The sequence below is a fragment of the Streptomyces sp. NPDC016851 genome, from assembly GCF_055562795.1.
Genome location: NZ_JBVHEP010000015.1, coordinates 199,150 through 222,614, shown reverse-complemented (window position 1 = coordinate 222,614; position 23,465 = coordinate 199,150). Strand labels below are relative to the sequence as shown.

Below are 23,465 nucleotides of genomic sequence, written 5' to 3'. Positions count from 1 at the left end.
CGGACGGGTTCACCGGTGGCCCGGTCGGTGGCGACCAGGGCGGGCAGTCCTTGGCGCGTGAGGATGCGGTGGGCGGTGGAGGCGGCGATGCCGCACCGGGCTGCCAGCCGTACCGGGCCGATGCGGTGCTCGCGCCGTAGCCGGACGACCTTCCGCTCGATGGCGGCAGGGGTCTGGCGAGGGTTGTGGTGGGGACGGCTGGAGCGTTCGTGCATGCCCGCTGCCCCGTGTCGGCGGTAGCGGTCAGCCCAGCGGGACGCGGTGGTGTGACTGACCTGGAAGCGTTCCGCGGCCCGGCGCAGTGGCCAGCCGTCCTCGACGACGCACCGGGCCAGACGCAGCCTGCCGGTCGGTGTCAGCGGGGCGTTACGGTGGGACAACGAGGGCCTCCTGTGTGTTGGTGCAGATGTCGCAATCCACACCGAAACCAGGGGCCCTCACCTCATTCAAGGACCACTCAAGGCGTGTCGCCTGTCACCAACGTCCCCGGACAGCACACCTAGTGCTTCTCGGTGGCTCCCCACGTGTCGAGGTAGGACTCGGCGCCGCGGAACAGGTCGTCCACCACGTCCTGGCCGCCGACCCGGCGGATGTCCTCGATCCAGTCCGGGACGAGGCCGTAGTGGGCGGCGCCGTCGGTGTTCAGGTCCCAGGTGCGCTCGCCTGTGGTCTGCCGGTCGATGAGGGAGCCGCCGTCGACGCTCTTGAAGGGGTAGGTGACCTTGTTCGGGGCGTCCGCACCCCGTGGGGCCGGCCAGCCGCCCACGCCGTTCATGTCGGTGCCGTAGCCGTAGCCCACGCCGTACTTGTCGCGCAGGGCCTCCGTGCGCTTCGCCTCCGCGATGAACCCCTCGGAGCCGTGCATGTACTGGGCGATGAACCCGCCGAGGCGGTAGACCCGTTCGGTCCAGTTCAGGTCCATCCAGCTGTGCGAGGAGAGCACGCCCGGGTAGGACTCGGCCTCGAAGATGTCGAGCACCCGGCCGGTGGCCTTGACGCTCATGTGGTCGATCTCCAGCATCATCCCGCGTTTCATCATGCCGCGGACGGCGTACTCGCCGAGTCCGGTGAGTCCTCGGACGTTGCACTGGGCGTCCGCCTTGTACGAGGGCACCTCCACGCCCGCCGGGAGCTTCTTCTCGGCCGCGGCCGCCGTCGCGTTGCCGATGGGGTTGTCGTGCTGCGGGCCCTTGCACGTCTCCGTCTTCCAGAAGGTGCCCGTCGAGAGGAACTGCCCGACGTTGATGGCCGTTCCGAGCGTGCCCGAGTCGAAGCGGACACCGCACAGCGCGTTGTCGAACTTGTGGCACAGGAACATGCTGCGCACGCCCAGCGCGTGCAACTCGTCCAGGCCCTTGTCGATGTCGGCCCTGCTGCACTGCGGGATGTCGAGGACCTGCTTGCAGCCGAAGGGCTCAGAGGTCTCGACGCCGAGGACGACCGCCAGCTTGCCCTGTTCGATGACCTCACGGGCCTGGGCGCTGTCGGTGACGATCCGGAACCAGCCCTTGCCGGGCCCGCCGTACATCTTGTCCACGAAGGACTGCATGTCGTACGTCAGTTTGGCCTGGAGCCGGATGGACGTCATCTCGTCGCAGCCGCGGTCCTTGAAGAAGTACACCGAGCAGATGACGCCGTTGGTGACGAGGTCGTTCACCAGCACCCGCTGACCGCCGCGCCAGGCCCGCTCCACCCAGGCGTAGTAGTTCTGCTGGTGGGTCAGCGAGTCGTGGGCGGGCCAGTCCTTGAAGGTGGGCCATCCCACCGGGTCGTGCTTGCCGTCGCCTCCGTTGGTGATGAAGTCGAAGATCGCGAGCGAGCCGTCCGGGTAGTGCTCGGGACAGTCCTTGAGCGCGTCGGCGACGCCCTGCTCGGAGAACGGCTTTCCGCAGATCAGACGGCCGCCGAAGCCCTCGTTGGCGAAAATGTGGTCGTGCGCGTCGACGAAGCCGCGCACTTCGCCCTTGGCGTCGGTGCCGGTGAAGGGCTCGCCCGTGACGTTGATCCGGGAGTCCGGCGCGGGCCGTGCGGTCGGGTTCCACCAGTCGGATCCGGCCGCCGAACTGGGCGTCGGGCCCAGCGCGACGGCCAGGACGAACAGTAGGAGCGACACGACGGTGACGTTCTTGCGTCGGCGGTACGGGCGTCCTGCACTGGTCACGGCCCACGTCCTCGGTCGGGGGGTGGCGGGGTCGACACACCGGCCGCCCGGGGCCCCGAAGACCGGGACCGTGGGCCGGGTTGTCATGACCTCATCCAAGGGTCCGACGAGGATGGCCACTGCCGCGTCACGAGTCAAGAGCCCGTGACCGATGACCTACTGACGGGTCATCAGGTCGCCGCCGACGGGCACAGCGCGAACCCCCTGGTGCCACCGGCACCAGGGGGCGCGACACCGTCACCGCACGGGCACCGCGACGTACTGGTACTCCAGGAACTCCTCGATACCGACCCGGCCGCCCTCACGGCCGAGTCCGGACTGCTTGACCCCGCCGAACGGCGCGGCCGGGTTGGAGACGAGGCCGGTGTTCAGGCCCACCATGCCGACCTCCAGGCGTTCGCTGACGCGCAGGCCGCGGTCCAGGCCCTCGGTGAAGACGTAACCGACCAGGCCCCAGGGCGTGTCGTTGGCCCGGCGCAGCACCTCGTCCTCGTCGTCGAAGGTGAGGATCGCGGCCACGGGCCCGAAGATCTCCGTGTCCATCAGGCGGCTCTCGGGAGAGACGTCCGTGAGCACGGTCGGCGGGTAGAAGCAGCCCGGCCCCTCCGGCGTACGGCCGCCGACCAGCACCTGGGCGCCACGCTCCACCGCGTCGGCGACCAGTTCCTCGACCTTGCCGCGTCCGGTCCTGTCGATCAGCGGGCCGACGTCGACTCCGTCGCGGGTGCCGGGACCGACCACGAGCGCGCCCATCCGCTCGGCGAGCCGCCGGCCGAACTCGTCCGCGACGGACCGGTGGACGAAGAAGCGGTTGGCGGCGGTGCACGCCTCGCCCATGTTGCGCATCTTGGCGACCATCGCGCCGTCGACGGCCACGTCCAGGTCGGCGTCGTCGAAGACGATGAACGGCGCGTTGCCGCCCAGCTCCATCGAGGTGCGCACGACGGTGTCGGCGCACTGGGCGAGCAGGATGCGGCCGACGCCGGTGGAGCCGGTGAAGGAGAGCTTGCGGATCCGGCCGCCGCGCAGCAGCGGCTCGCACACCTCTCCGGCGCGTGAGGTGGTGACGACGTTCAGCACGCCGTCCGGCAGGCCGGCCTCCTTGAGGATGCCGGCCAGGGCGAGGCTGGACAGCGGGGTCTGCGGGGCCGGCTTGAGGATCATCGTGCAGCCGGCAGCGATGGCCGGGCCGATCTTGCGGGTGCCCATGGCCAGCGGGAAGTTCCACGGCGTGATCAGCAGGCAGGGCCCGACCGGGCGGCGGGAGAGCAGCATGCGGTTGCGCCCGTCGGGCAGCGTGCCGCAGCCACCGTCGATGCGGACGGCCTCCTCGGAGAACCAGCGGAAGAACTCCGCGGCGTACGCCACCTCTCCCCTGGCCTCGGCGAGCGGCTTGCCCATCTCCGACGTCATCAGGTGGGCGAGCTCGTCGGTGCGCTCCAGGATGAGCTCGTAGGCGCGGCGCAGGATCTCGCTGCGCGCCCGGGGCGCCGTACGGGCCCACTCCTGCTGTGCCTGGACGGCCGCCTCCTCCGCGAGCCGGGCGTCCTTGGGGCCCGCGTCGGCGACCTCGCAGAGAATCTCACCGGTGGCGGGGTCGTCGACGGGCATGGTGGCGCCGTCCGCGGCGTCCACCCAGGCACCGCCGATGAACAACTGGGTCAGTACCTCGGTCATGTCGTCTCTCCTGGTCGGTCGGCGGCGGGGTCGAGGAGTTCCGCGAGGTGCAGGGCGCGGACGCCCCGGTCTCCGGCGAGATGGTCGATCTGGGTGGCGCAGCTGAAGCCGTCGGCGACGACGGTGCGTCCGTCGAGGTGGTCGATGCGGGGTTTGAGGGCGAGGTCGGCGACGGCCATCGAGGTGTCGTAGTGCTCTGCCTCGAAGCCGAAGTTCCCGGCGAGTCCGCAGCAGCCCTCGGCCTCGTCGACGCCGCCTACGCCGAGCCAGCGCAGCAGGTCGGCGGGGCGGCTGCCCTTGAAGGTGGCGTACTCGTGGCAGTGGGTCTGGAGCACGACGTTCTCGGGCAGCGGTGGCGGGCTCCAGTCCTGGTCGGCGAGGTCGGTGAGGGCCCCGGTGAAGGTGTGGACGCGGCTCGCCACGCGCTGGGCTGCTTCGGTGCCGAGCAGTTCGGGGACGTCACGTTTCAACGCGGCCGCACAGCTCGGCTCCGCCACGATGATCGGCCGGTCGTCACCGTCGTCGAGCGCGGCGACCGTGCGGGCCATGATCTTGCGGGCGACGTTCAGCTGTCCGGTGCTGACCCAGGTCAGCCCGCAGCACAGTCCGTCCTGCGGCGCGCAGGGGATGCCGGCGCCGGCCAGCACACGGCTCGCGGCTCCCGCGACCTCGGGGCGGAAGGCGCGGGTGAAGCTGTCGACGAAGAGCACGGCCTTCGCGGGCCCTGGCGTCCTGGCCGCGCGCAGGGTCTTGCGCAGGGTGCGGCGGGAGGCGAAGGCGGGGATCCTCCGCTTGGTCGTGACGCCGCCGAGACGGGCGAGGAGCTTGCCGACCGGCCCGCGCAGCAGTGCGTTGACCGGCCGGGCGGCGTAACCGGCCAGGGCCGAGGTCCTGGGCAGCCAGCCCAGGGAGTAGTGGGAACGGGGGCGCAGGCGGCCCTTGTAGTGCTGGTGGAGGAACTCCGCCTTGTACGTGGCCATGTCGACGCCGACCGGACAGTCACTGGAGCAGGCCTTGCAGGACAGGCACAGGTCCAGCGCCTCGCGCACCTCGGTGGAGCGCCAGCCGTCCTGGACGGCCTCACCACGCACCATCTCCTGCAGCATGCGGGCCCGGCCGCGGGTGGAGGCGTTCTCCTCGCCGGTGGCCCGGTAGCTCGGGCACATCACCCCGCCCGCGTCACTGCGGCAGCGGCCGACACCGACGCAGCGGCGCACCGCGCCCGCGAATCCGTCCTCGTCATGGGGGAAGCCGAAGGTCGTGTCCAGCAGCGGGAGTTCCCGCAGCGCGAGGTCGGCGTCCAAGGGAGCCGGGTCGACGATCACGCCGGGGTTGAGCAGCCCGTCGGGGTCGAAGGTCTTCTTGAACGCGGCGAACGCGGCGATCATGCGGTGGCTGTACATGACCTCCAGCAGCTCACTGCGCGCGCGTCCGTCGCCGTGCTCTCCCGACAGCGTGCCACCGTGCCCGACGACCAGCGCGGCCGCCTCGCTCAGGAAGCGCCGCATGACCGTCCGGCCGGTCTCGGTGGCCGGGTCGAAGTCGATGCGCACGTGGACGCAGCCCGCGCCGAAGTGCCCGTACATCACGCCGGTCAGTTCGTGCGAGGCCAGCAGCTTGCGGAAGTCGCGCAGGTAGGCGGCCAGGTTCTCGGGCGCGACGGCCGCGTCCTCCCAGCCCGGCCAGGATTCCCCGCCGTCGACGAGGCGGGCGGCGAGCCCGGCCCCGTCCTCGCGGACCCGCCACAGCGAGCGCCGCTCGGCCGGAGTCTCGACGACCCGGCCGCCGGTCATCCGCCCCCGGGCCTTGAGAGCGTCGAGGAGCTCGGCGGCGCGGGCGTGCACGGAGGCCTGGTCATCGCCTTCGAGCTCGACGTACAGCCAGGCCCGTCCCTCCGGCAGTCCGGTGACGGAGTCCGGGCCGCGCCGGGCGCGCATGGTGGCGACGATCGCCTCGTCCATGCCTTCGACGGCGCTGGGCGACCAGCGCAGGATCTCCGGCACGTCCTCGGCCGCCTCGACCACATCCTCGTAGCCGAGCGTCAGCAGTGTGGAGGCCTGTGCGGTCGCCACCAGGCGGACCGTCGCGGCGGTGACGACCGCACAGGTGCCTTCGGTGCCCACGAGGGCGCGGGCCAGGTCGAAGCCCTTCTCCGGCAGCAGGTGGTGCAACTGGTAGCCGGAGACCTGGCGCGGGACGCGGCCCAGTTCGGTGCGGATCAGCGCCAGGTTGTCCTCGACCAGCCGCCTGAGGCCGGATTCGAGCCGGGCGACGCGCCGCACAGCCTCCGCGTCACCCGGCTCCGCGGCACGCAGCCCGGAGTGGTCGGCGACGGCCCGCACGCCGTCGGCCGTCACGATCTCCAGGGCCTCGACGTGCCCGCTGGTCCGCCCGTCGCGCACGGACCGGTTCCCGCAGGCGTCGTTGCCGATCATGCCGCCGAGGGTGCAGCGGCTGTGCGAGGACGGGTCGGGTCCGAAGTCGAGCCCGTGCAGTGCGGTCGCCCCGCGCAGCGCGTCGAGGACGACACCGGCCTCGACGCGCGCGGTACGGCCCTCGACGTCGATGTCCAGGATCCGGTTCATGTACCGCGAGAAGTCCAGGACGACCCCGAGTCCGACGGCGTTGCCCGCCATGCTGGTGCCGCCGCCCCGGGCCGTGACCGGGACGCCGGCCTCCCGGCAGGCCCGCAGCACCGCGACCACGTCGTCGGCGGTGCGCGGGAAGGCCACGGCCCTCGGCGGCACACGGTAGTTGGAGGCGTCGTAGGCGTAGGGGCCGGTCGCCCCCGGGCCGGTCTCCACCCGCAGGCCGGGCGCGATCTCGGCGATGCGGGCCGCCAGACCGGCCAGGTCGCGGGTGGCGGTGGTCATCGCTCCGCCGCTCCGGAGGTGCCGGCCTCGACGGCGTTCGTCCAGGCCTGGAGGCCCTCGTCCACGCCCGCCTCGTCGATCACGAGCGCGGGGATCATGCGGACGACCTGGTTCCACGCACCGCACAGCAGCAGGAGCAGGCCCTCGTCGATGGCCGCGCGCTGCACGCGGGCGGCGGTCTCGGGGTCGGGGCTGCCGTCCTCGGCGACGAACTCGGTGGCGAGCATCAGGCCGAGGCCGCGGACGTCGCCGATGCCCGGGGTCCGGTCGGCCACCGCCTCCAGGCCGTGGCGCAGCCGCTTGCCCATCGCCTCGGCGTTCTCGACGAGCTTCTCGTCGCGGACGACGTCGAGGGTCGCGCAGGCCGCGGCGCAGGCGACGGCGTTGGCGCCGTACGTGCCGCCCTGCGAACCGGGCCAGGCCTTGGTCATCAGTTCCTCGGAGGCGGCGATGCCGGAGAGGGGGAAGCCGCTGGCCAGGCCCTTGGCGGTGACGAGGATGTCGGGGGTGACGCCGAAGTGGTCGTGGCCCCAGAAGCGCCCGGTACGGCCGACGCCGGTCTGCACCTCGTCGAGGATCAGCAGGAAGCCGTGCCGGTCGGCCCGCTCCCGCAGCCCTTCCATGAAGGCGCTGTTCGCGGGCACGTACCCGCCCTCGCCGAGCACCGGCTCGACGATGATCGCGGCCGTGTCGGCGGGCGAGGAGATCGTCTGGAGGGTGTAGTCGAGCTCCTTCAGCGCGAAGCGGGTGGCGGTGTCCTCGTCCCAGCCGTAGCGGAAGGCCGTCGGGAAGGGGGTGACGACGACACCGCTCATCAGCGGGGAGAAACCGGAGCGGAAGCGGGTCCCGGAGGTGGTCATGGAGGCGGCGGCGACCGTACGGCCGTGGAAGCCGCCGTGACAGACGATGACGTTGGGCCGGCCGGTCGCCTGGCGGGCCAGCCGCAGGGCCGCCTCGACGGCCTCGCTGCCGGAGTTGGTGAAGAACAGGCTGTCCAGGCCGGCCGGCAGCACCTCGCCCAGCTTGTCGACGAGGCGGCGCAGCGGCTGGTGCATGACGGTCGTGTACTGGCCGTGGATCAGCGTGCCCACCTGCTCCTGCGCCGCCGCCACGACCTTGGGGTGGCAGTGCCCGGTGCTGGTGACGCCGATGCCGGCGGTGAAGTCGAGGTAGCGGCGGCCGTCCTCACCGTAGAGGTGGACGCCCTCGCCCCGGGCCGCCACCACGGGCGTGGCCTGGCGAAGGTGCGGCGACAGTGCGGTCATTTCGTCTCCCGGCCGTGCGTCGAGGTCTGATGGGTTGCTCAGCTCCGGTACCCGAGCATCCAAGCCGCCGCGAAAGGCGACAACGCGTGATCTGTCCAGCCGGAACGCGTTGTTCGGACGTTGTGTCAACCGCCGCACCCCTCGGTTCCCGCCCGTCCCTCCTGTGGGCAGCTCTTGCGCAGGTCAGTGCCGCTTGTCAGAGTGACCGGGCGAGCAGGGAGAGACCGTGACCGAGAACCCCCCGACGGCCCCGGCCGGTCGCGCGCCGACCGTCGCCGACGTCCTGGCCCTGCCCGTCCTGGCCGCCGGGCAGCCCCAGGTCGTCACCGGGCTGGCCCAGCTGGACCGGCCGGTGCGCTGGGTGCACATCACCGAGCTGACGGACCCGGCCTCCTTCCTCAAGGGCGGCGAGCTGGTCCTGACCACGGGCATGCCGCTGCCCGAGGACACCGCCGGCGTCCGGCGGTACGTCGACGAACTCACGGACGTGGGAGCGGCCGCCCTGGTCATCGAGCTGGTACGGCGCTACCACCGTCCGCCCGACGCCCTCGTCCAGGCCTGCCGGGCCCGGGGACTGCCCCTGGTGACCCTGGCCCGGGACGTCAACTTCCTGGAGGTCACCCAGGTCGTCCACGCCCTCATCCTCGGCAGCCAGGCCGATGCGATGCGCCGGACGCAGCGTGTCCACGAGGCGTTCACGGCCCTGACGTTGCGCGGCGCGGGCCCGGAGGACGTGGTGCGCGCGGCGGCGGAGATGAGCGGCCGGACGGTCGTCCTGGAGAACCTGGTGCACCAGGCGCTGATCTGCGAGCCGTCGGGCAGCACGGTGGAGGAGGCGCTCACCGGCTGGGAGGAGCGCTCCCGGGCCACCGCTCCCGGCGACCACACGGAGGTGGGCGGCCCCGAGGGCTGGCTCACGGCACCGGTCTCCTACCAGGGGGAACGCTGGGGCCGCCTGGCCATGCTCCCGTCCCCCGGCGAGGGGCCGGGCTTCGGGCCGGAGCACGTCACCGTCCTGGAGAGAACGGCGATGGCCCTGACCGTCGCCCGGCTCATCCACTCCTCGCCGTGGGAGCACACGGCCCACCGCTCCGCCCTGCGGGAGCTGGCGGAGCAGCGCCACCACTCCCCCGAGGACGCCCGCGCCCGCTGTGCCGCGCTCGGCCTGCCCATCCGGGACAGCCGCTTCCTGGCGATCCTCGTCGACCTGGGCACCGGTGCCGCGGGGAGCGAGCCCGAGACCCGGCTGCACGGGGAGCTCCGCTCGGCGGGCGTTCCGGCGCTGGTCGGGGAGCTCTCCCCCGGCCGCCTCGGCGTGCTGCTGGCCCTGCGCCCCTCCCAGCCGTGGCGCCCCGTGGCCGAACGGCTGAGCCGCACCGCGCTGAGCCTGGTCCCGGAGGCGATCGTGAGCGTCGGCTCGGAGGTGGCGGAACTCGCCGACACCGCACGCTCCTTCCGGGAGGCGGCCCGGGTCACCGAGGCCACCCCGCCGGGCCAGCCCCTCCCCGCGGACCGCTCCTTCCACGAGCTGCCGGACATCGACCTGCGCCGCCTGCTGTACGCCCTGCGCGAGGACACCCGCGTCCAGGACTACACCGAACGGCGGCTCGGCCGGCTCATCGACCACGACACCCGGCACGGCACGGACCTGCTGACGACGCTGGGCCACTATCTCGACGCCGCGGGCAACAAGACCACCGCGGCCCGCCGCGGCGGCCTGTCCAGGGAGACCATGTACCAGCGTCTGCGCACCATCGAACGCCTCCTCGACACCGACCTCGAATCCGGTGAGCGGCGCACCGAACTCCACGTGGCGCTGACGGCGCTGCGCGTCCTGCGCGCCGAGTGAGTGTCAGTCGGGCCGCGGCCCGGGCTGCCGGACCAGCCGCCACTCCTGTGAGCCGTCCGCGGCCTCGTGCTGGAGGGTGAGCGGCGCCCCCCGGGACGCGCCGGTCAGGTACAGGTCCGGGTTCTTCGCCGCCTGGAACCTGTAGGAGCCGTCCTCGGTCCTGATGACGTTCCAGCTGCCGGTGGCGTTGTCGTCGACCCACTGGCCGATGCGCTGCCCGGCGGAAGGCGTCCCGGTCCAGATTGCCGCCGCCCGGCCGCCCGACTTGTTCAGCAGGGTCGTACCGCCCTGCGGCCGGGTCACCACGTGCCAGTACTGGGTGTCCCGGTCCGCGGTCGCGCCGGCGTCCTCCAGGCGGACGTCGGGGACGTCACCGTTGCCGAGGTTGGCGTCGTTGGTCTTGCCGCCGGTGCCGACGACCTGGCCGGTGCGGCGGTTGACGAGCCGGTAGTAGGCGCCGTCCGAGTGGCCGAGGTCGACCTCGGCGTGGGCGATCACGGACGTGTCCTGGTTGTTGAGGATCACGACGCGGCCGGTGCCCGCGACGTACTGGAGGTTGCGGCTGTAGCCGGGCCGGGAGGTCGTCTGGTACTCCTTCCACACGCCGTCGCCGCGTCCGCTGTCGTTGACCCAGACGTTGCCGCTGCCTGCCGCGTTGTAGACCAGGCGCCCGTCGGGGAGCCGGATGACGACCGGGCTGCCGCCTGTGGCGAGGGGGCGGGAACCGGCGTCGACCGGCAGGGAGGTGACGGGGTTGCCCGCCGAGGCGCGGTGGAACGTCAACGGGTCGTCGGCAAGCAGGTATCTGGTGTTGGCTCCGCCTGCCCAGTACTCGTAGGTGAGCAGCCACTTGCCGTCCGAGGTCCGCACGACGTTCGTCATGCCGGGGCGTCCGCCGCCGATCTCCGTCTTGCCTCCCCCCATGTCCTGGGTGAGCCCCGCGACGTCCACGACGGGCTCGCTCCACCGGGCGGCGCGTCCGTCCCAGGTCTTGTGCACGAGGATCTGGCCGTGCGAGTCCGGGGCGGTGTGTGACGACCTTCCAGGACCTGCCCTCGTCCGTGCTGGAGTACAGGGCGATCGCCAGGTCCTCGCGGTCCCCGTCGTTGGACGGCGTCCAGTCGGGATCGGCCGCCTTGTGCTCCTTGTAGTACTCGTCGTCGCCCGACACCACGCTCGCGAGCAGCAGCGTGCCCTTCTTCAGCTTTCCGACCGTCTGCGGAAGCACGTAGGGGTACGGATTGGTCCAGTTGCTCGTGTACTTCGCGTACGCGGGATTCCGGGAGAGGTACGCCGGAGCCCTGACCTCCGACAGCGGCTGCCAGGAGGTGCCGTGGTCGTCGCTCTTGTAGACCGGCAGCGTCTCGCCGTCGGCGCTGCCCGACCGCGGTACGACGGTGGCCTTCTCGAACGACGCGACGAGGCGTCCGCCCGGCAGTTGTGCCGACTTCGGGTAGACGGCGCAGTTGCCCCGGCCCTTCAGGCACGGCTCGTCCCCGAGCCGGTACACGATGCCGCCCGTCGGGTTGTAGGCCTGGGCGGTGGCCATGGGTAGCGCCAGCAGCGCGGCCGCCGCGACGCAGCTGCCCAGCACCTTGGCCGGTCGTCCTCCGTGCATGGCCCCTCCACTGTCGGCGTCGTCGTATGACTGCGCAGTCAGAGGGGAGTCTGTGGGCGGTGTCGCGCCGCAGTCAAGACTCCGGCGCGATCTGTCGAGTGAGGGTTCCCGCAGGCGACCTGACGCGGACTCAGGTGTCGAAGTCCACCGTCAGGGCGTCGGATACCGGGAACGACTGGCAGGTGAGGACGTAGCCCGCGTCGACCTCGGCCGGTTCGAGGGCGAAGTTGCGCCGCATGTCGGCCTTGCCGTCGGTGACCAGGGCGCGGCAGGTGCCGCAGACCCCGCCCTTGCAGGCGAACGGCAGGTCGGGGCGGGTCTGCTGGGCGCCTTCGAGGATGGTCCGCTCGCGGGGCAGGGCGGAGGTGGTGGACCGGCTGTCGAGGGTGACGGTGACCTGGCTGACCGGGCCGGAGGGGCCTGCCTCGGCGTGGTGGACCTCGCGTACGGGCTCGTCGTCGGCGTAGAACAGCTCCTGGTGGACGCGGTCGCCGGGGACGCCGAGGCCGGCGAGGACTTCCTGGGCGGCGCGGACCATGCCGTGCGGGCCGCACAGCCACCAGTGGTCGGCGGACTCCACGTCGACCAGCGCGTCGATGAGCGCCGACAGCCGCTCGGCGTCGAGGCGGCCGGAGAGCACCTCGGCCTCGCGGGGCTCACGGGAGAGGACGTGGGCGAGCTGGAACCGCGTCGGATAGAGGTCTTTGAGGTCGGCCAGCTCGTCGGCGAACATCACCGTGCCCGTGCGGCGGTTGCCGTAGAGGAGGGTGACCGTCGAGCGGGAGTCGGCGGCCAGGACGGACTCGGCGATGGAGACCATGGGCGTGATGCCGGAGCCGGCCGCGATCAGGACGTGGTGTCCGGAGGTGGTGAGGTCGGGGGTGAAGGCGCCGGTGGGGGCCATCACCTCGACGGTGTCGCCGGGGCGCACCTCCTGCACCAGCCAGGAGGAGAACAGGCCGCCGGGTACGACCCGGACGCCGATGCGCGGTGCCGTGCCGGCGGGCGAGCAGATCGAGTAGGAGCGGCGTTCGTCCCGGCCGTCGACCTCGCGCCGCAGGGTGAGCGACTGGCCGGGCGCGAAGGCGAACTCCTCGGCCAGCTCGGCCGGGATGTCGAAGCCGACGGCCACCGCGTCCTCGCACAGCGGCTGCACGGCGGCGATCCGCAGGGGGTGGAAGACCGGACGCCGGCGGGCTCGCGCGCGCGGCGCCGGGGCGGGGGCCGGCTGCATCAGGTCCTCCATCAGATCTCCTTGACGTACTCGAACGGCTCGCGGCAGGCGAGGCAGCGCCACAGCGCCTTGCAGGACGTGGCGGCGAAGCGGGAGGTCTCCTCGGTGTCCGCGCTGCCGCAGCGGGGGCAGGGCACGGAGCGGCGGATCGGGGACAGCACGAGCGGGACCGGTCCGGCGGCGCGCGCGGGCGCGGCGCCGGGCGGGGCTATGCCGTGCTCGGCGAGCTTGCGGCGGCCCTGCGGGGTGATCCAGTCGCTGGTCCACGGCGGGTCGAGGACGGTGCGGATCTCCACGCGCGGGTAGCCGGCGTCCTTGAGCCGGGCGGCCACACCGGCGCGCATCTCGGCCATGGCCGGGCAGCCCGAGTAGGTCGGGGTCAGGCTCGCGACCACCGTCCCGTCCGGCTCCAGGGACACCTCGCGCAGCACGCCGAGGTCGGCCAGGGTGAGCATGGGCAGCTCGGGGTCGGGGACCTGCTCGGCGATGCGCCGGGCCCTTCGCTCGTCCAGCAGCGTGGTCACCATGTCGCCTCCGGGTGGGCGCGGGCCACGCCCTGCAACTCGGCCAGCAGCGGGGCGAGATGCTCGGTGTGCTCTCCGGTGCGGCCCGAGCCGGGCAGCGGCCGGTAGACGGGCATGGGCAGTCCGGCCGCCTCGGTGACCTGGCGCAGGACCGCGACGACCTCGTCCCGTACGTCGTACGCCGTGAACAACTCGCCCAGGTAGGGCGCCACCTGCTCCAGCGCCCTGCGCGTCCGGCGGTGGGACTCCTCGGTGCCGTCGCCCAGCCGTACCACCCACTCGGCCGCGTACTGCCGGTGGTAGGCCAGCTCCTTCACGCCCTTGGCGGTAATCGCCGCGAGCACCGGGTCGCGGTGGGCGGTGAGCCGCTCGAAGTGCGCGAGGCGCCAGCTGGAGAACACCAGCAGCCGCACGACGGAGAACGCGAAGTCGCCGTTGGGCACTTCGGCCAGGCGTACGTTGCGGAACTCGCCGGCGTCGCGGAAGTAGGCGTAGGCGTCCTCGCCGCGCCCCGTGCCGTCGACCTGCCCGGCGCGGGAGTACAGCAGGCGGGCCTGGCCCAGCAGATCGAGCCCGATGTTGGCCAGCGCCACTTCCTCCTCCAGCTCGGGCGCCCGGGTGGTCCATTCGGCCAGCCGCTGGGCCGAGACCAGGGCGTCGTCGGCCAGGGTGACGCAGAGGGCGGCCAGTTCCCCGGCGTCCACACCGTCGGGGACGGCGGTGTCCACGCCGTGCAGGGGGTCCTCGAAGCCGGTGCCGTAGGCCCAGCGGGTGTCGTCCTCGTGTCCCTCGGCGAGGGTCATGTAGACGTGGTCGTCGCTCATGCCCTCTCCTCAGATATGCGGGACGTCGTCGGGGATGTCGTAGAAGGTCGGGTGCCGGTAGACCTTGTCCGCGCTGGGCTCGAAGAACGGGTCCTTCTCGTCGCGCGTGGACGCGGCGATGTGCTCGGAGCGCACGACCCAGATGCTCACGCCCTCGTTGCGCCGCGTGTACAGGTCGCGGGCGTGCGTGAGCGCCATGCGGTCGTCGGCGGCGTGCAGCGAGCCCACGTGGACGTGGTTCAGCCCGCGCTTGCCGCGCACGAACACCTCGTACAGCGGCCAGTTCTGCTTCCCGTCGGTCATGCCACGGCTCCCTTCCGCGCGCGGGCGGCCTGTTTGGCGGCGTGGACGGTGGCCGCCTCACGCACCCAGGCGCCCTCCTCGTGAGCGGTGCGGCGCCGCTCCGTCCGCTGGGCGTTGCACGGGCCGTCGCCCTTGATGACCCTCATCAGCTCGTCCCAGTCGGGCGTGCCGAAGTCGTGGTGTCCGCGCTCCTCGTTCCAGCGCAGCTCCGGGTCGGGCAGCGTCACGCCGAGCTTCTCGGCCTGCGGGACGGTCATGTCGACGAACCGCTGACGCAGCTCGTCGTTGCTGTGCCGCTTGATCTTCCAGGCCATCGACTGCGCGGAGTTGGGCGAGGCGTCGTCGGGCGGGCCGAACATCATCAGCGACGGCCACCACCAGCGGTCGACCGCGTCCTGCACCATCTCCCGCTGCTCCTCGGTGCCCCGCATCATCGTCATCAGCAGCTCGTAGCCCTGCCGCTGGTGGAACGACTCCTCCTTGCAGATCCGCACCATCGCCCGCGCGTACGGCCCGTACGACGACCGGCACAGCGGCACCTGGTTGCAGATCGCCGCCCCGTCCACGAACCAGCCGATCACCCCGACGTCCGCGAAGGACAGCGTGGGGTAGTTGAAGATCGAGGAGTACTTCTGGCGGCCCTCGATCAGCCGCTCGGTCAGATCCGCGCGGTCGGCGCCCAGCGTCTCCGCCGCCGAGTACAGATACAGCCCGTGCCCGGCCTCGTCCTGGACCTTCGCGAACAGAATGGCCTTGCGGCGCAGCGACGGCGCACGCGTGATCCACTCGCCCTCCGGCTGCATGCCGATGATCTCCGAGTGCGCGTGCTGCGCGATCTGCCGCACCAGCGTCTTCCGGTAGCCCTCCGGCATCCAGTCACGCGGCTCGATCCGCTGATCCCGCGCGATCGTCGCCTCGAAGTGCTCCTGGAGAACCGGCTCGGCCTCGTCCGCCCCCGGGGGGCTGGAGTGTGTCGTGTCCATCCGTCCCACTTCCCAACCGACCATTCGTTCGGTCCATCATAGAACGGCCGCGCGCGCCTTGGTAAGACCCCACCTGCTCTTGACAGGCCCCGGGGCGGCTGGATTACTTGGCAACGCCGAAGCTGACCGAATGGTCGGTCGGGTCACAGGATGATGCGATCGGACTACAGGGTGGTGCGAAGTGATGCTGCTGGACGACGCCGAGCGCCTGACGCGCGAGGAGCTGAGCGAACTCCAGCTCGACCGGCTGCGCCGGAGCCTGCGCCACGCCTACGACAACGTGGAGACGTACCGGAGGAAGTTCGACGAGGCCGGTGTCGGACCCGACGACTGCCGGACCCTGGCGGACCTGTCCCGCTTCCCCTTCACGACCAAGGCGGATCTGCGCGACACCTACCCGTTCGGCATGTTCGCCGTCCCGATGGACCAGGTCCGCCGCGTCCACGCCTCCAGCGGCACCACCGGCCGCCCCACGGTCGTCGGCTACACGGAGAACGACCTGTCGATGTGGGCGGACCTGGTCGCCCGCTCGATCCGCGCCGCCGGCGGGCGGCCCGGGCACAAGGTGCACATCTCCTACGGTTACGGCCTGTTCACCGGCGGCCTCGGCGCGCACTACGGGGCCGAGCGGGCCGGGTGCACCGTCATCCCCGCCTCGGGAGGCATGACCGCACGCCAGGTGCAGATCATCCAGGACTTCCAGCCCGAGATCATCATGGTCACCCCCTCCTACATGCTCACGCTCCTCGACGAGTTCGAGCGTCAGGGCGTCGACCCCCGCTCGACCTCGCTGCGGGTCGGGATCTTCGGTGCCGAGCCGTGGACGGAGGAGATGCGCCGCGAGATCGAGGAGCGCCTGGACATCCACGCCGTGGACATATACGGCCTGTCCGAGGTCATCGGCCCGGGTGTCGCCCAGGAGTGCGTGGAGACCAAGGACGGCCTGCACGTGTGGGAGGACCACTTCTACCCCGAGGTCGTCGACCCGCTCACGGGCGAGGTACTGCCCGACGGCGAGGAGGGCGAGCTGGTCTTCACGTCGCTGACCAAGGAGGCCCTGCCGGTCGTCCGCTACCGCACCCGCGACCTGACCCGGCTGCTGCCCGGCACGGCCCGGCCCGCCTTCCGCCGCATCGAGAAGATCACCGGCCGCTGCGACGACATGATCATCCTGCGGGGGGTGAACGTCTTCCCCAGCCAGATCGAGGAGATCGTGCTGCGCACGCCCGGCGTCGCTCCGCACTTCCAGATCGAGCTGACCCGGCGCGGCCGGATGGACCACATGACCGTCCGCGTCGAAACCCGCCCCGGCACGCCCGCCGGCCTGCGCGACACCGCCGCCCGCGCGATCGCGAAGGACGTCAAGGACGGCGTCGGTGTCACCGTCGACGTGTCGATCGTCGAACCGGAGACCCTTGAGCGTTCCCTCGGCAAACTCCGCCGGGTCAAGGACCTGCGCGGCACGCCGTAACCCTGCCCTCACAGGCAGCTCCGTACCTCGGGAGCGGTCACCTTCTCGGAGACGCCGGTTTCGGAGGCGGCCGGTTTGCGGATCAGGAGCAGGGCCGCGTCGTCGTGCAGCCGGCCGCCCACATGGTCCAGCAGCTCGTCGTGGAGCGCGCCGAGGGTGCGGGCCGGCTCGTGGGACACGTGTCGCTCCAGCCCTTCGGCGAGCTGGTAGAAGGCCCGCCCCTGGTCCCGGGCCTCGGTGACCCCGTCGGTGTAGAGCAGCAGCTGGTCACCGTCGTCGAAGGGCAGCACATGGAGGCCGGGCCCGTGGCCGGCGAGGGCGCGCAGCCCTAGCGGCGGGGAGGGATGAGCGGGCTCCACCGGCGTGACCTGCCCGCAGGAGCGCACCAGCAGCGGCGGCGCGTGCCCGCAGTTCACCACCTCGAGGTGCCCGTCCCGCGGATATCCGGCGACCACCGCGGTGACGAAGTCGTCGTGACCGAGGTTGCGCGCCAGACTCCGCTCGATCCGGTCGACCACGGCGAGGAGGTCGGGCTCGTCGTGGGCGGCCTCGCGGAAGACACCAAGCACCAGCGCGGCGGTCCCCACGGCGGGCAGCCCCTTGCCGCGCACGTCGCCGACGATCAGCCGCACCCCGTGCGGCGTGGGTATCAGGGCGTAGAGGTCCCCGCCGATCCGGGCCTCGGCCGCGGCGGCGCTGTAGCGGACGGCCACCTGGAACGGTCCGACGGTCGACGGCACGGGCTTGAGCAGCGCGTGCTGGGCGGTCTCCGCGACCGAGCGGACGGCCGCGAGCACGCGCTCGCGACGCACCCGCAGCACGCCGGCCAGGCCGCTCGCGAGGGTGACGGCCGTCAGGGCCGCCAGTACGACGGTCAGTTCCCGGCCCGGCAAACCGTCCCGGATGCCGAGCGTCAGGCCGGACACGACGGCGAGCAGTCCGACCCAGAAGACTCCGCGCGGGCCGTTGGTCGTGGCGGCGAGGGCGGGACCCACCGCGAGCAGGGGCAACCAGATCATCCCGGCCCCGCCGGCCAGGTCGACGAGCACGATGACGGTGACGATCAGCACCGGCAGGACGGGGGTACCGGCGGCCAGCTGAGCGACGACGCGTCTGCGCGCCGAGCCCCCGGCACCGGCCACCCGCTTGCTGAACGGCCGTACGGCCCAGTGGTCGTCACCAAGGTCTCGGGTGTGGCTCATGTCGGTATCCGTGGTCCTCACCTGTGAGCGGGGCGCCGGCCTGGCGACACACGCACCCCTGAAATGTCTGTTTCATCCAGAAAACGGGGTGCACGGGGCGCCGGCAAGGAGCGGATTTTCAGATAGTGAGCGAGAGGCTCCGCGTCACGCGGCTCGCGGTCGGCAGCAGCCGCGCGCTGATCTCCGGCAGCCGGGAGAGCCGGTTCGCCGGCAGGGAGACGCCGAGGGAGCCGAGGGTGTCCCCGCTGTAGACCGGGACGGCGACGCAGACCGTGCCGAGGGCGTACTCCTCCAGGTCCGTGACGGCCGGGGCCAGGGGCGGGGTCTCCAGCCGCCGGAGCAGTTCCGGCAGGCTGGTGACGGTCCGCGGGGTGAGGTCGGCGAGGTGGTGGCGCGAGAGGTAGTCCTTGCGGGCCTCCTCGTCCAGTTCCCGCAGCACGGACTTGCCCAGGGCGGTCGCGTGTCCCGCGTCCTCGAAGCCCACCCACAGATCGACGCGGGGCGTCCCGGGGCCGTCGACGATCTCGGCGACCCGGATCTCGCCCTCTTCGTAGAAGGTGAGATAGGCGGGGGTCGCGAGTTCGTCACGCAGCGCGGCGAGCGTGGGCCGGACGCGGCTGAGCAGCGCCTGCGCACGGCCCGTGGTCCGGAGGTTCTGCAGCTTGTCGCCGAGGACGAACCCGCCGTCGTCCAGCTTCCGCACGTAACCGTCGTGCACCAGCGTCCGCAGTAGGTGATAGGCGGTGGCCAGAGGCAGCCCGGTCTCACGCGCCAGCTGCTTGGCCGGCGCGCCGTTCTGGTGTGCGCTCACCGCCTCCAGCAGCCGCATGGCCCGCTGGACGGAGCCGATGAGCGTAGGGCCGTCTTGCGCACCCATGGGACCAGGGTACGGCGCGGGCAGGGCGGGGACGAGACCCCTGCCGCCCCGGCGGCTACCGGGGCGGCGGAGGCGCGGTCGATGCCCGGACCACGAGTTCGACCGGGGGGTCGTTCACCGGTGGCGGCTGCGCGCCGGGCATCTCGATGGCCTGTACCAGGAGCCGGAGTCCCTCTCGCGCCACGGCGTCGAACGGCTGGCGCACCGTGGTCAGCGGCGGGGTCACGTACGCGGCGACCGGGATGTCGTCGAAGCCGACCACGCTGACGTCGTCCGGCACGCGTCGCCCGGCCTCCGTCAGGGCGCGGATCACGCCGATGGCCATGTCGTCGTTGGCGGCGAACACGGCGGTGACGTCACCGTCGGCGGCGAGTGCGCGGCCCGCCTCGTGGCCCGACGCGGCCGACCAGTCGCCGACGAGCACGGCCGGCTGCTCGGCGCCCCGCGCGGTGAGGGCGCCGCGCCAGCCCTCCAGGCGGTCCCGGGCGGCGAACCACCGTTCGGGGCCGGCGACGTGGTGGACCGTCCTGTGGCCGAGGTCCAGCAGGTGTTCGGTGGCTGTGCGCGCGAGGAGTTCGGCGCCGACGCCCGTGGCCACGGTCCGGGTGCCGCCGAACGCGGCCGGCGCCCCGAGGACGAGGACCGGCACGTCGACGCTGAGGGAGACCGCCCCCTCGTCGATGGGCTCGGAGACGACGATGCCGTCCACGCCCTGCTCCAGCAGCGACTCCACCGCGCCGACGACACCTCCCGGGTCGCCCTCCAGGGTGTTGACGACTCGGAGGGCGTATCCCGCGTCCCGCGCGGCCCGCTCGACGCCGATCAGGAGCGATGCGGGCCCGTAAAGGGCGGTCCCGAGTGTGACCACGCCGATGGAGCGGGTCCGCCCGGAGGCCAGGGCCCGGGCCGCGCTGTTCAGCCGGTAGCCGAGTTCCCCGGCCGCCTCCAGCACCCGCCGGCGCACCTCCTCGGAGACGTACCGCTCCCCGTTGAGGACCCTCGACACCGTCTTCTGCGAGACGCCGGCCAGCCGGGCCACGTCCACGCTGCGCGGCGCGGCGCCGCCGGCCCGTCCTCCCTCTCGCGTCATGCGTCTCTCCCTGGGTCCTGGTGTCCTGCCGGACTGCGCAGTCATGCGTACGCGGTGAGGCGGGCCGCGTCAATCATGTCCGCCGAACGTGCCGTCGGAGCCTCACCTGTTGGCGAGGGTGCGGTCGAGGAGGGGCAGCAGGCGGTCCCAGTGGCGCTGCAGTCCGGCGGGGTCGAAGGCGTCCGTGTCGGACATGGTGAAGCCGTGGACGGTACCGGGGTAGATCTCGGAGGTGTGGCGGACACCGGCGGCGTCCAGGGCCCGGTTGAGTTCGCCGAGGGCCTCGGGCGTCAGGTCGCTCTCGGCGTGGCCGAAGTGCACGTCGGCGGTGATCCCGGCGAGCGCGTCGGGGCCGTCCGCGCCCACGGGTCCGTGGAATGCGGCGACGGCGGCCACTCGGCCGGGGTGGGCCGCGGCGGTGCGCACCGCGAGGAGGCCGCCTATGCAGTAGCCGGTCACCGCGACCGGTCCGGCGCCGACCTCGGGCCGGGTGGTGAGGAACCCGAGGTAGGCGTCGGCGTCGCTGAGGGCCCGTTCGGCGGTGTGCGCCTCGATCAAGGGCATCACCTGGGCCATGAGCGCGGGCCGGGCCTCTTCTCCGATGTGCTCGGGAAGGTCGATCACCGGTGCCGGGCCGTGCCGGTGGAAGAGATTGGGGACGAGCACGTAGTACCCGTGCCCGGCGAGTTCGAGGGCCATCTCCCGCAGCACCGGCCGGATGCCGAAACCGTCCGCGTACATCAGCACCCCCGGGTGCCGCTCGCCGTCGCCGGGGAAGGCGGCGAAGGCGTCGGCCAAGCCGTCCGTGGTGGGGATCTGCAGCGTCTTGACGGGCATGTTCTGTTCTCCTGTCGTGGTTGATGTGCCGAACCTGTGATCAACACGACGGAGGCGGAGCCCGCGCGGCAGCGCAAGACCCTCGTTCACACAGCGGGCCCGCACCGGCCCGTACGGCGCTCAGGAGAGCACCGGGTCACCGATCCGTGTGTGGCGCGATGCCGTCCCGGTATGCATGGCGGCACAGCCTAGCCGAGCGGGAAGAGGCCTGCCCGGGCGTCGTAAACGGACAGCGGGCGATCCGGATGGAGCAAGAGGCCCGCGAAGACAGGCGAAACGCCGCCGTGGTCCTTCGCGGGCCTCCCCGGACCGGCGACCATGCGATGTCATGGACATCTTGCTCGTCGCCAGCGCGTTCAACAGCCTGTCCCAGCGCGTGTACGCGGAACTGTCGGACCACGGGCACCGCGTGGACGTCGTCCTCGCCTCCCACGGGCCCGACGCGGTCCGGGCCGCCGTACGCGAGATGCGCCCGGAACTGATCGTCGCCCCGATGCTGAAGTCCGCCCTGCCGGAGGACGTGTGGCAGGAGCACACCTGTCTGGTCGTGCACCCGGGGCCGCCCGGCGACCGGGGCCCGTCGTCGCTGGACTGGGCGATCGCCGAGGAGACGCCCGAATGGGCCGTGACGGTGCTCCAGGCCGAGGCGGCGATGGACGCGGGAGACATCTGGGCGGACGGGTCCTTCCCGGTGCCGCCGGCCGGCAAGAGCGACGTGTACCGGGGCGAGCTGTCCGATGCCGCCGTGGCCGCCGTGCTGCTGGCCGTGCGGCGGTACGCCGACGGATCGTTCAAGCCGCGGCCGCAGAGCGATCCCGGGATCCGTGTGGTGTGGCGGGACTTCTTCCGCCAGGAGCAGCGGCGGATCGACTGGGAGAACGACAGCACGGCAACGGTGCTGCGCAAGCTCCGCGGGGCCGACTCGCAGCCGGGCGTCCTGGACGAACTCTGCGGCCGGGAGGTGTTCCTGCACGGCGGGCATCCCGAGGACCGGCTGCGCGGACGGCCGGGCGAGCTGCTCGCGACCCGGTCCGGCGCTCTGTGCCGGGCCACCCGGGACGGCGCGGTGTGGATCCCGGAACTGCGCCCCCGCAAGAGCTCCGGCGACCCGGCCCCCTTCCGCCGTCCGGCGGCCTCGGTGCTCGCCTCCTTCCCGGCGCCGCCCGGCAGCGGCCCGGGCATGCCGGGTTCGAACGACCGCCCGTACTGGCTGCCGGAGATCGCCGCCCCCCTCGAACTGCCGCCGAAGCGCACCACCTGGTCCGACATCCGCTACCGGCAGCGGGGCGACATCGGCTTCCTGTCCTTCTCGTTCCCGGGCGGGGCGATGAGCACCAACCACTGCCGCAGGCTGCTCGCCGCCTACCGGTACGCGCTCACCCGCTCGACCTCGGTGCTGGTCCTCGGCGGCGCCCGGGACTTCTTCTCCAACGGCATCCACCTGAACGTCATCGAGGCGTCGAGCGACCCGGCGGGCGAGTCCTGGTCCAACCTCGTCGCCATGAACGACCTGGTGGAGGCCGTGCTGCGCACCACCGACCGGCTGGTGGTGGCGGCGCTCGGCGGCAACGCGGCGGCCGGCGGTGTCATGCTGGCGCTGGCCGCCGACGAGGTCTGGTGCCGCACGGGCAGCGTCCTCAACCCGCACTACCGGAACATGGGCCTGTACGGCTCGGAGTTCTGGACGTACTCGCTGCCGCGGCGTGTGGGAGCCGAGACGGCCGAGCGGCTGACGAACGAGGCGTTGCCGGTGAGCGCCACGACGGCCGAGCGGATCGGGCTGGTGGATCGTCTGGTGCCGGTTCCCTCCCAGGAGTTCACCGGGGAGGTCGAGCGCCTGGCCGCCGAGGTGGCCGGCGACCCGGATCTCGCACGCCGGATCACCACCAAGGCCACGGCACGGCACGCGGACGAGCTCCAGCGTCCCCTCGCCGAATACCGGCGGAGCGAACTCGCGCGCATGCGCGCCGTCTTCTTCGATCCGCAGGCCCCGTACCACGAGCTGCGGTCCGCCTTCGTCCGCAAGAACCCGACCGGCTCCGCCCGGCCGCTGGCCCCCGAAGACGCGGTATGAGTGCGCGGCTGCTCGTCGCGGGCGTCGGCAACATCTTCCTCGCGGACGACGCCTTCGGCCCCGAGGTGATCCGTGCCCTGGAGCGGCGTCCGCTGCCGCCCGAGGTGCGGGTACGCGACTTCGGCATCCGCGGCCTGGACCTCGCGTACGCACTGCTCGACGGCTATGACACGGCCGTCCTGGTCGACGCCGCCGTACGGGGACACGAGCCGGGCACCGTGTCGCTGATCGAGCCGGACCTGCCCGACCGCGCCTCGGCCGCTGCCCCGCCCGAGGCGCACGGCATGGATCCGGCGAAGGTCCTCGCCCTGGCCGCCCACCTGGGTGACGAGCCGCTCCCGCGCGTCCTCGTCCTGGCCTGCGAGCCGGAGCTGCGGGCACCCGCCGACGAGGACATCGCCCCGGGCATCAGCGCGACGGTGCGCGGGGCGGTCGCGCGGGCCGTCGCCGCGCTGCACGCCGTGGTTCCGGTGCTGCTGGCCGACCCGGCGGCCACGCCCCCGTTGAGCCGCCCGGACGAATCCCCCGCCCTGTCCCCGCCGGGCTGCCGGGCGCCGTGAGAGACGGCGCCGAGGATCGGTGGCGGACCGATTTTTCCCCACC

At 72.4% G+C, this 23,465-nt stretch carries 17 protein-coding genes and 2 pseudogenes; 4 read left to right on the top strand and 15 right to left on the bottom strand.

Going from position 1 to position 23,465, the window contains the following annotated elements:
* The 5 genes from ACZ3I3_RS24370 to ACZ3I3_RS24350 all read right to left on the bottom strand — a co-directional run.
* The coding region (locus ACZ3I3_RS24370; RefSeq protein ID WP_467368351.1) for a helix-turn-helix domain-containing protein at positions 1-380 on the bottom strand (380 nt) is incomplete at its 3' end.
* A gap of 119 nt (positions 381-499) precedes the next feature.
* A complete protein-coding gene (locus ACZ3I3_RS24365; RefSeq protein ID WP_467368349.1) occupies positions 500-2,161 on the bottom strand; it encodes a discoidin domain-containing protein in 1,662 nt (553 codons plus the stop codon).
* Between the two features lie 237 nt (positions 2,162-2,398).
* The gene (locus ACZ3I3_RS24360) at positions 2,399-3,838 is read right to left on the bottom strand and encodes an NAD-dependent succinate-semialdehyde dehydrogenase (protein WP_467368347.1); all 1,440 of its coding nucleotides are present in this window, start codon (positions 3,836-3,838) and stop codon (positions 2,399-2,401) included.
* Complete coding sequence (locus ACZ3I3_RS24355; protein ID WP_467368346.1) at positions 3,835-6,711, bottom strand: FAD-binding and (Fe-S)-binding domain-containing protein; 2,877 nt, start codon at positions 6,709-6,711, stop codon at positions 3,835-3,837. The genes ACZ3I3_RS24360 and ACZ3I3_RS24355 overlap by 4 nt, the downstream gene beginning before the upstream one ends.
* Complete coding sequence (locus tag ACZ3I3_RS24350; RefSeq protein WP_467368344.1) at positions 6,708-7,976, bottom strand: aspartate aminotransferase family protein; 1,269 nt, start codon at positions 7,974-7,976, stop codon at positions 6,708-6,710. Before ACZ3I3_RS24350 ends, ACZ3I3_RS24355 begins: the two co-directional genes overlap by 4 nt.
* A gap of 226 nt (positions 7,977-8,202) precedes the next feature.
* Between ACZ3I3_RS24350 and ACZ3I3_RS24345 the strand changes: the two genes are divergently transcribed.
* A complete protein-coding gene (locus tag ACZ3I3_RS24345; protein WP_467368342.1) occupies positions 8,203-9,825 on the top strand; it encodes a PucR family transcriptional regulator in 1,623 nt (540 codons plus the stop codon).
* Between the two features lie 3 nt (positions 9,826-9,828).
* Here the strand turns inward: ACZ3I3_RS24345 and ACZ3I3_RS24340 are convergent.
* The 6 genes and pseudogenes from ACZ3I3_RS24340 to paaA form a co-directional block, all read right to left on the bottom strand.
* A pseudogene (locus ACZ3I3_RS24340) lies at positions 9,829-11,443 on the bottom strand (RICIN domain-containing protein).
* A gap of 130 nt (positions 11,444-11,573) precedes the next feature.
* The gene (gene paaE, locus ACZ3I3_RS24335) at positions 11,574-12,689 is read right to left on the bottom strand and encodes a 1,2-phenylacetyl-CoA epoxidase subunit PaaE (protein ID WP_467368340.1); all 1,116 of its coding nucleotides are present in this window, start codon (positions 12,687-12,689) and stop codon (positions 11,574-11,576) included.
* On the bottom strand, positions 12,689-13,204 hold the full coding sequence (gene paaD, locus ACZ3I3_RS24330) for a 1,2-phenylacetyl-CoA epoxidase subunit PaaD (protein ID WP_467368338.1): 516 nt from the start codon (positions 13,202-13,204) through the stop codon (positions 12,689-12,691). The genes paaE and paaD overlap by 1 nt, the downstream gene beginning before the upstream one ends.
* Entirely contained in the window at positions 13,198-14,025 is an 828-nt protein-coding gene (paaC, locus tag ACZ3I3_RS24325) for a 1,2-phenylacetyl-CoA epoxidase subunit PaaC (protein ID WP_467368336.1), read from the bottom strand. The genes paaD and paaC overlap by 7 nt, the downstream gene beginning before the upstream one ends.
* A 9-nt stretch (positions 14,026-14,034) precedes the next feature.
* Entirely contained in the window at positions 14,035-14,328 is a 294-nt protein-coding gene (gene paaB / locus ACZ3I3_RS24320) for a 1,2-phenylacetyl-CoA epoxidase subunit PaaB (protein ID WP_020274713.1), read from the bottom strand.
* Positions 14,325-15,311 (bottom strand): 1,2-phenylacetyl-CoA epoxidase subunit PaaA, encoded by a 987-nt coding sequence (paaA, locus tag ACZ3I3_RS24315; protein WP_467368334.1) that lies wholly within the window; start codon positions 15,309-15,311, stop codon positions 14,325-14,327. The genes paaB and paaA overlap by 4 nt, the downstream gene beginning before the upstream one ends.
* Before the next feature lie 184 nt (positions 15,312-15,495).
* Here paaA and paaK point away from each other — a divergent pair, with 184 nt between their 5' ends.
* A complete protein-coding gene (gene paaK / locus ACZ3I3_RS24310) occupies positions 15,496-16,782 on the top strand; it encodes a phenylacetate--CoA ligase PaaK (RefSeq protein WP_467368332.1) in 1,287 nt (428 codons plus the stop codon).
* An 8-nt stretch (positions 16,783-16,790) separates the two neighbouring features.
* Here the strand turns inward: paaK and ACZ3I3_RS24305 are convergent, their stop codons facing one another.
* From ACZ3I3_RS24305 to ACZ3I3_RS24290, 4 genes are all read right to left on the bottom strand, one after another.
* The gene (locus ACZ3I3_RS24305) at positions 16,791-17,984 is read right to left on the bottom strand and encodes a PP2C family protein-serine/threonine phosphatase (RefSeq protein WP_467368330.1); all 1,194 of its coding nucleotides are present in this window, start codon (positions 17,982-17,984) and stop codon (positions 16,791-16,793) included.
* 118 nt (positions 17,985-18,102) lie between these two features.
* Positions 18,103-18,861 carry an IclR family transcriptional regulator gene (locus ACZ3I3_RS24300; protein ID WP_467368328.1) on the bottom strand — a complete coding sequence of 253 codons (759 nt, stop codon included), beginning with the start codon at positions 18,859-18,861 and terminating at the stop codon, positions 18,103-18,105.
* Between the two features lie 55 nt (positions 18,862-18,916).
* The gene (locus ACZ3I3_RS24295) at positions 18,917-19,951 is read right to left on the bottom strand and encodes a LacI family DNA-binding transcriptional regulator (RefSeq protein ID WP_467368326.1); all 1,035 of its coding nucleotides are present in this window, start codon (positions 19,949-19,951) and stop codon (positions 18,917-18,919) included.
* 102 nt (positions 19,952-20,053) lie between these two features.
* Positions 20,054-20,788 carry a dienelactone hydrolase family protein gene (locus tag ACZ3I3_RS24290; RefSeq protein WP_467368324.1) on the bottom strand — a complete coding sequence of 245 codons (735 nt, stop codon included), beginning with the start codon at positions 20,786-20,788 and terminating at the stop codon, positions 20,054-20,056.
* 328 nt (positions 20,789-21,116) lie between these two features.
* On the opposite strand from ACZ3I3_RS24290, the gene ACZ3I3_RS24285 reads away from it, so the two are divergent.
* Both ACZ3I3_RS24285 and ACZ3I3_RS24280 read left to right on the top strand, forming a co-directional pair.
* On the top strand, positions 21,117-22,862 hold the full coding sequence (locus ACZ3I3_RS24285; RefSeq protein ID WP_467368322.1) for an enoyl-CoA hydratase-related protein: 1,746 nt from the start codon (positions 21,117-21,119) through the stop codon (positions 22,860-22,862).
* A pseudogene (locus ACZ3I3_RS24280) lies at positions 22,859-23,442 on the top strand (hydrogenase maturation protease); the annotation flags it as partial. The gene ACZ3I3_RS24285 and the pseudogene ACZ3I3_RS24280, both read left to right, overlap by 4 nt.
* Positions 23,443-23,465 lie beyond the last annotated feature (23 nt).

Bases quoted from the DNA above. Each gene is read 5' to 3' on its own strand.
- ACZ3I3_RS24295 (WP_467368326.1), bottom strand. From the start codon at position 19,951: ATGACGCGAGAGGGAGGACGGGCCGGCGGCGCCGCGCCGCGCAGCGTG.
- ACZ3I3_RS24360 (WP_467368347.1), bottom strand. From the start codon at position 3,838: ATGACCGAGGTACTGACCCAGTTGTTCATCGGCGGTGCCTGGGTGGAC.
- ACZ3I3_RS24350 (WP_467368344.1), bottom strand. From the start codon at position 7,976: ATGACCGCACTGTCGCCGCACCTTCGCCAGGCCACGCCCGTGGTGGCG.
- paaD (WP_467368338.1), bottom strand. From the start codon at position 13,204: ATGGTGACCACGCTGCTGGACGAGCGAAGGGCCCGGCGCATCGCCGAG.
- ACZ3I3_RS24300 (WP_467368328.1), bottom strand. From the start codon at position 18,861: ATGGGTGCGCAAGACGGCCCTACGCTCATCGGCTCCGTCCAGCGGGCC.
- paaC (WP_467368336.1), bottom strand. From the start codon at position 14,025: ATGAGCGACGACCACGTCTACATGACCCTCGCCGAGGGACACGAGGAC.
- paaA (WP_467368334.1), bottom strand. From the start codon at position 15,311: ATGGACACGACACACTCCAGCCCCCCGGGGGCGGACGAGGCCGAGCCG.
- ACZ3I3_RS24290 (WP_467368324.1), bottom strand. From the start codon at position 20,788: ATGCCCGTCAAGACGCTGCAGATCCCCACCACGGACGGCTTGGCCGAC.
- ACZ3I3_RS24305 (WP_467368330.1), bottom strand. From the start codon at position 17,984: ATGAGCCACACCCGAGACCTTGGTGACGACCACTGGGCCGTACGGCCG.
- ACZ3I3_RS24355 (WP_467368346.1), bottom strand. From the start codon at position 6,711: ATGACCACCGCCACCCGCGACCTGGCCGGTCTGGCGGCCCGCATCGCC.
- paaB (WP_020274713.1), bottom strand. From the start codon at position 14,328: ATGACCGACGGGAAGCAGAACTGGCCGCTGTACGAGGTGTTCGTGCGC.
- paaK (WP_467368332.1), top strand. From the start codon at position 15,496: ATGCTGCTGGACGACGCCGAGCGCCTGACGCGCGAGGAGCTGAGCGAA.
- ACZ3I3_RS24285 (WP_467368322.1), top strand. From the start codon at position 21,117: ATGGACATCTTGCTCGTCGCCAGCGCGTTCAACAGCCTGTCCCAGCGC.
- paaE (WP_467368340.1), bottom strand. From the start codon at position 12,689: ATGGAGGACCTGATGCAGCCGGCCCCCGCCCCGGCGCCGCGCGCGCGA.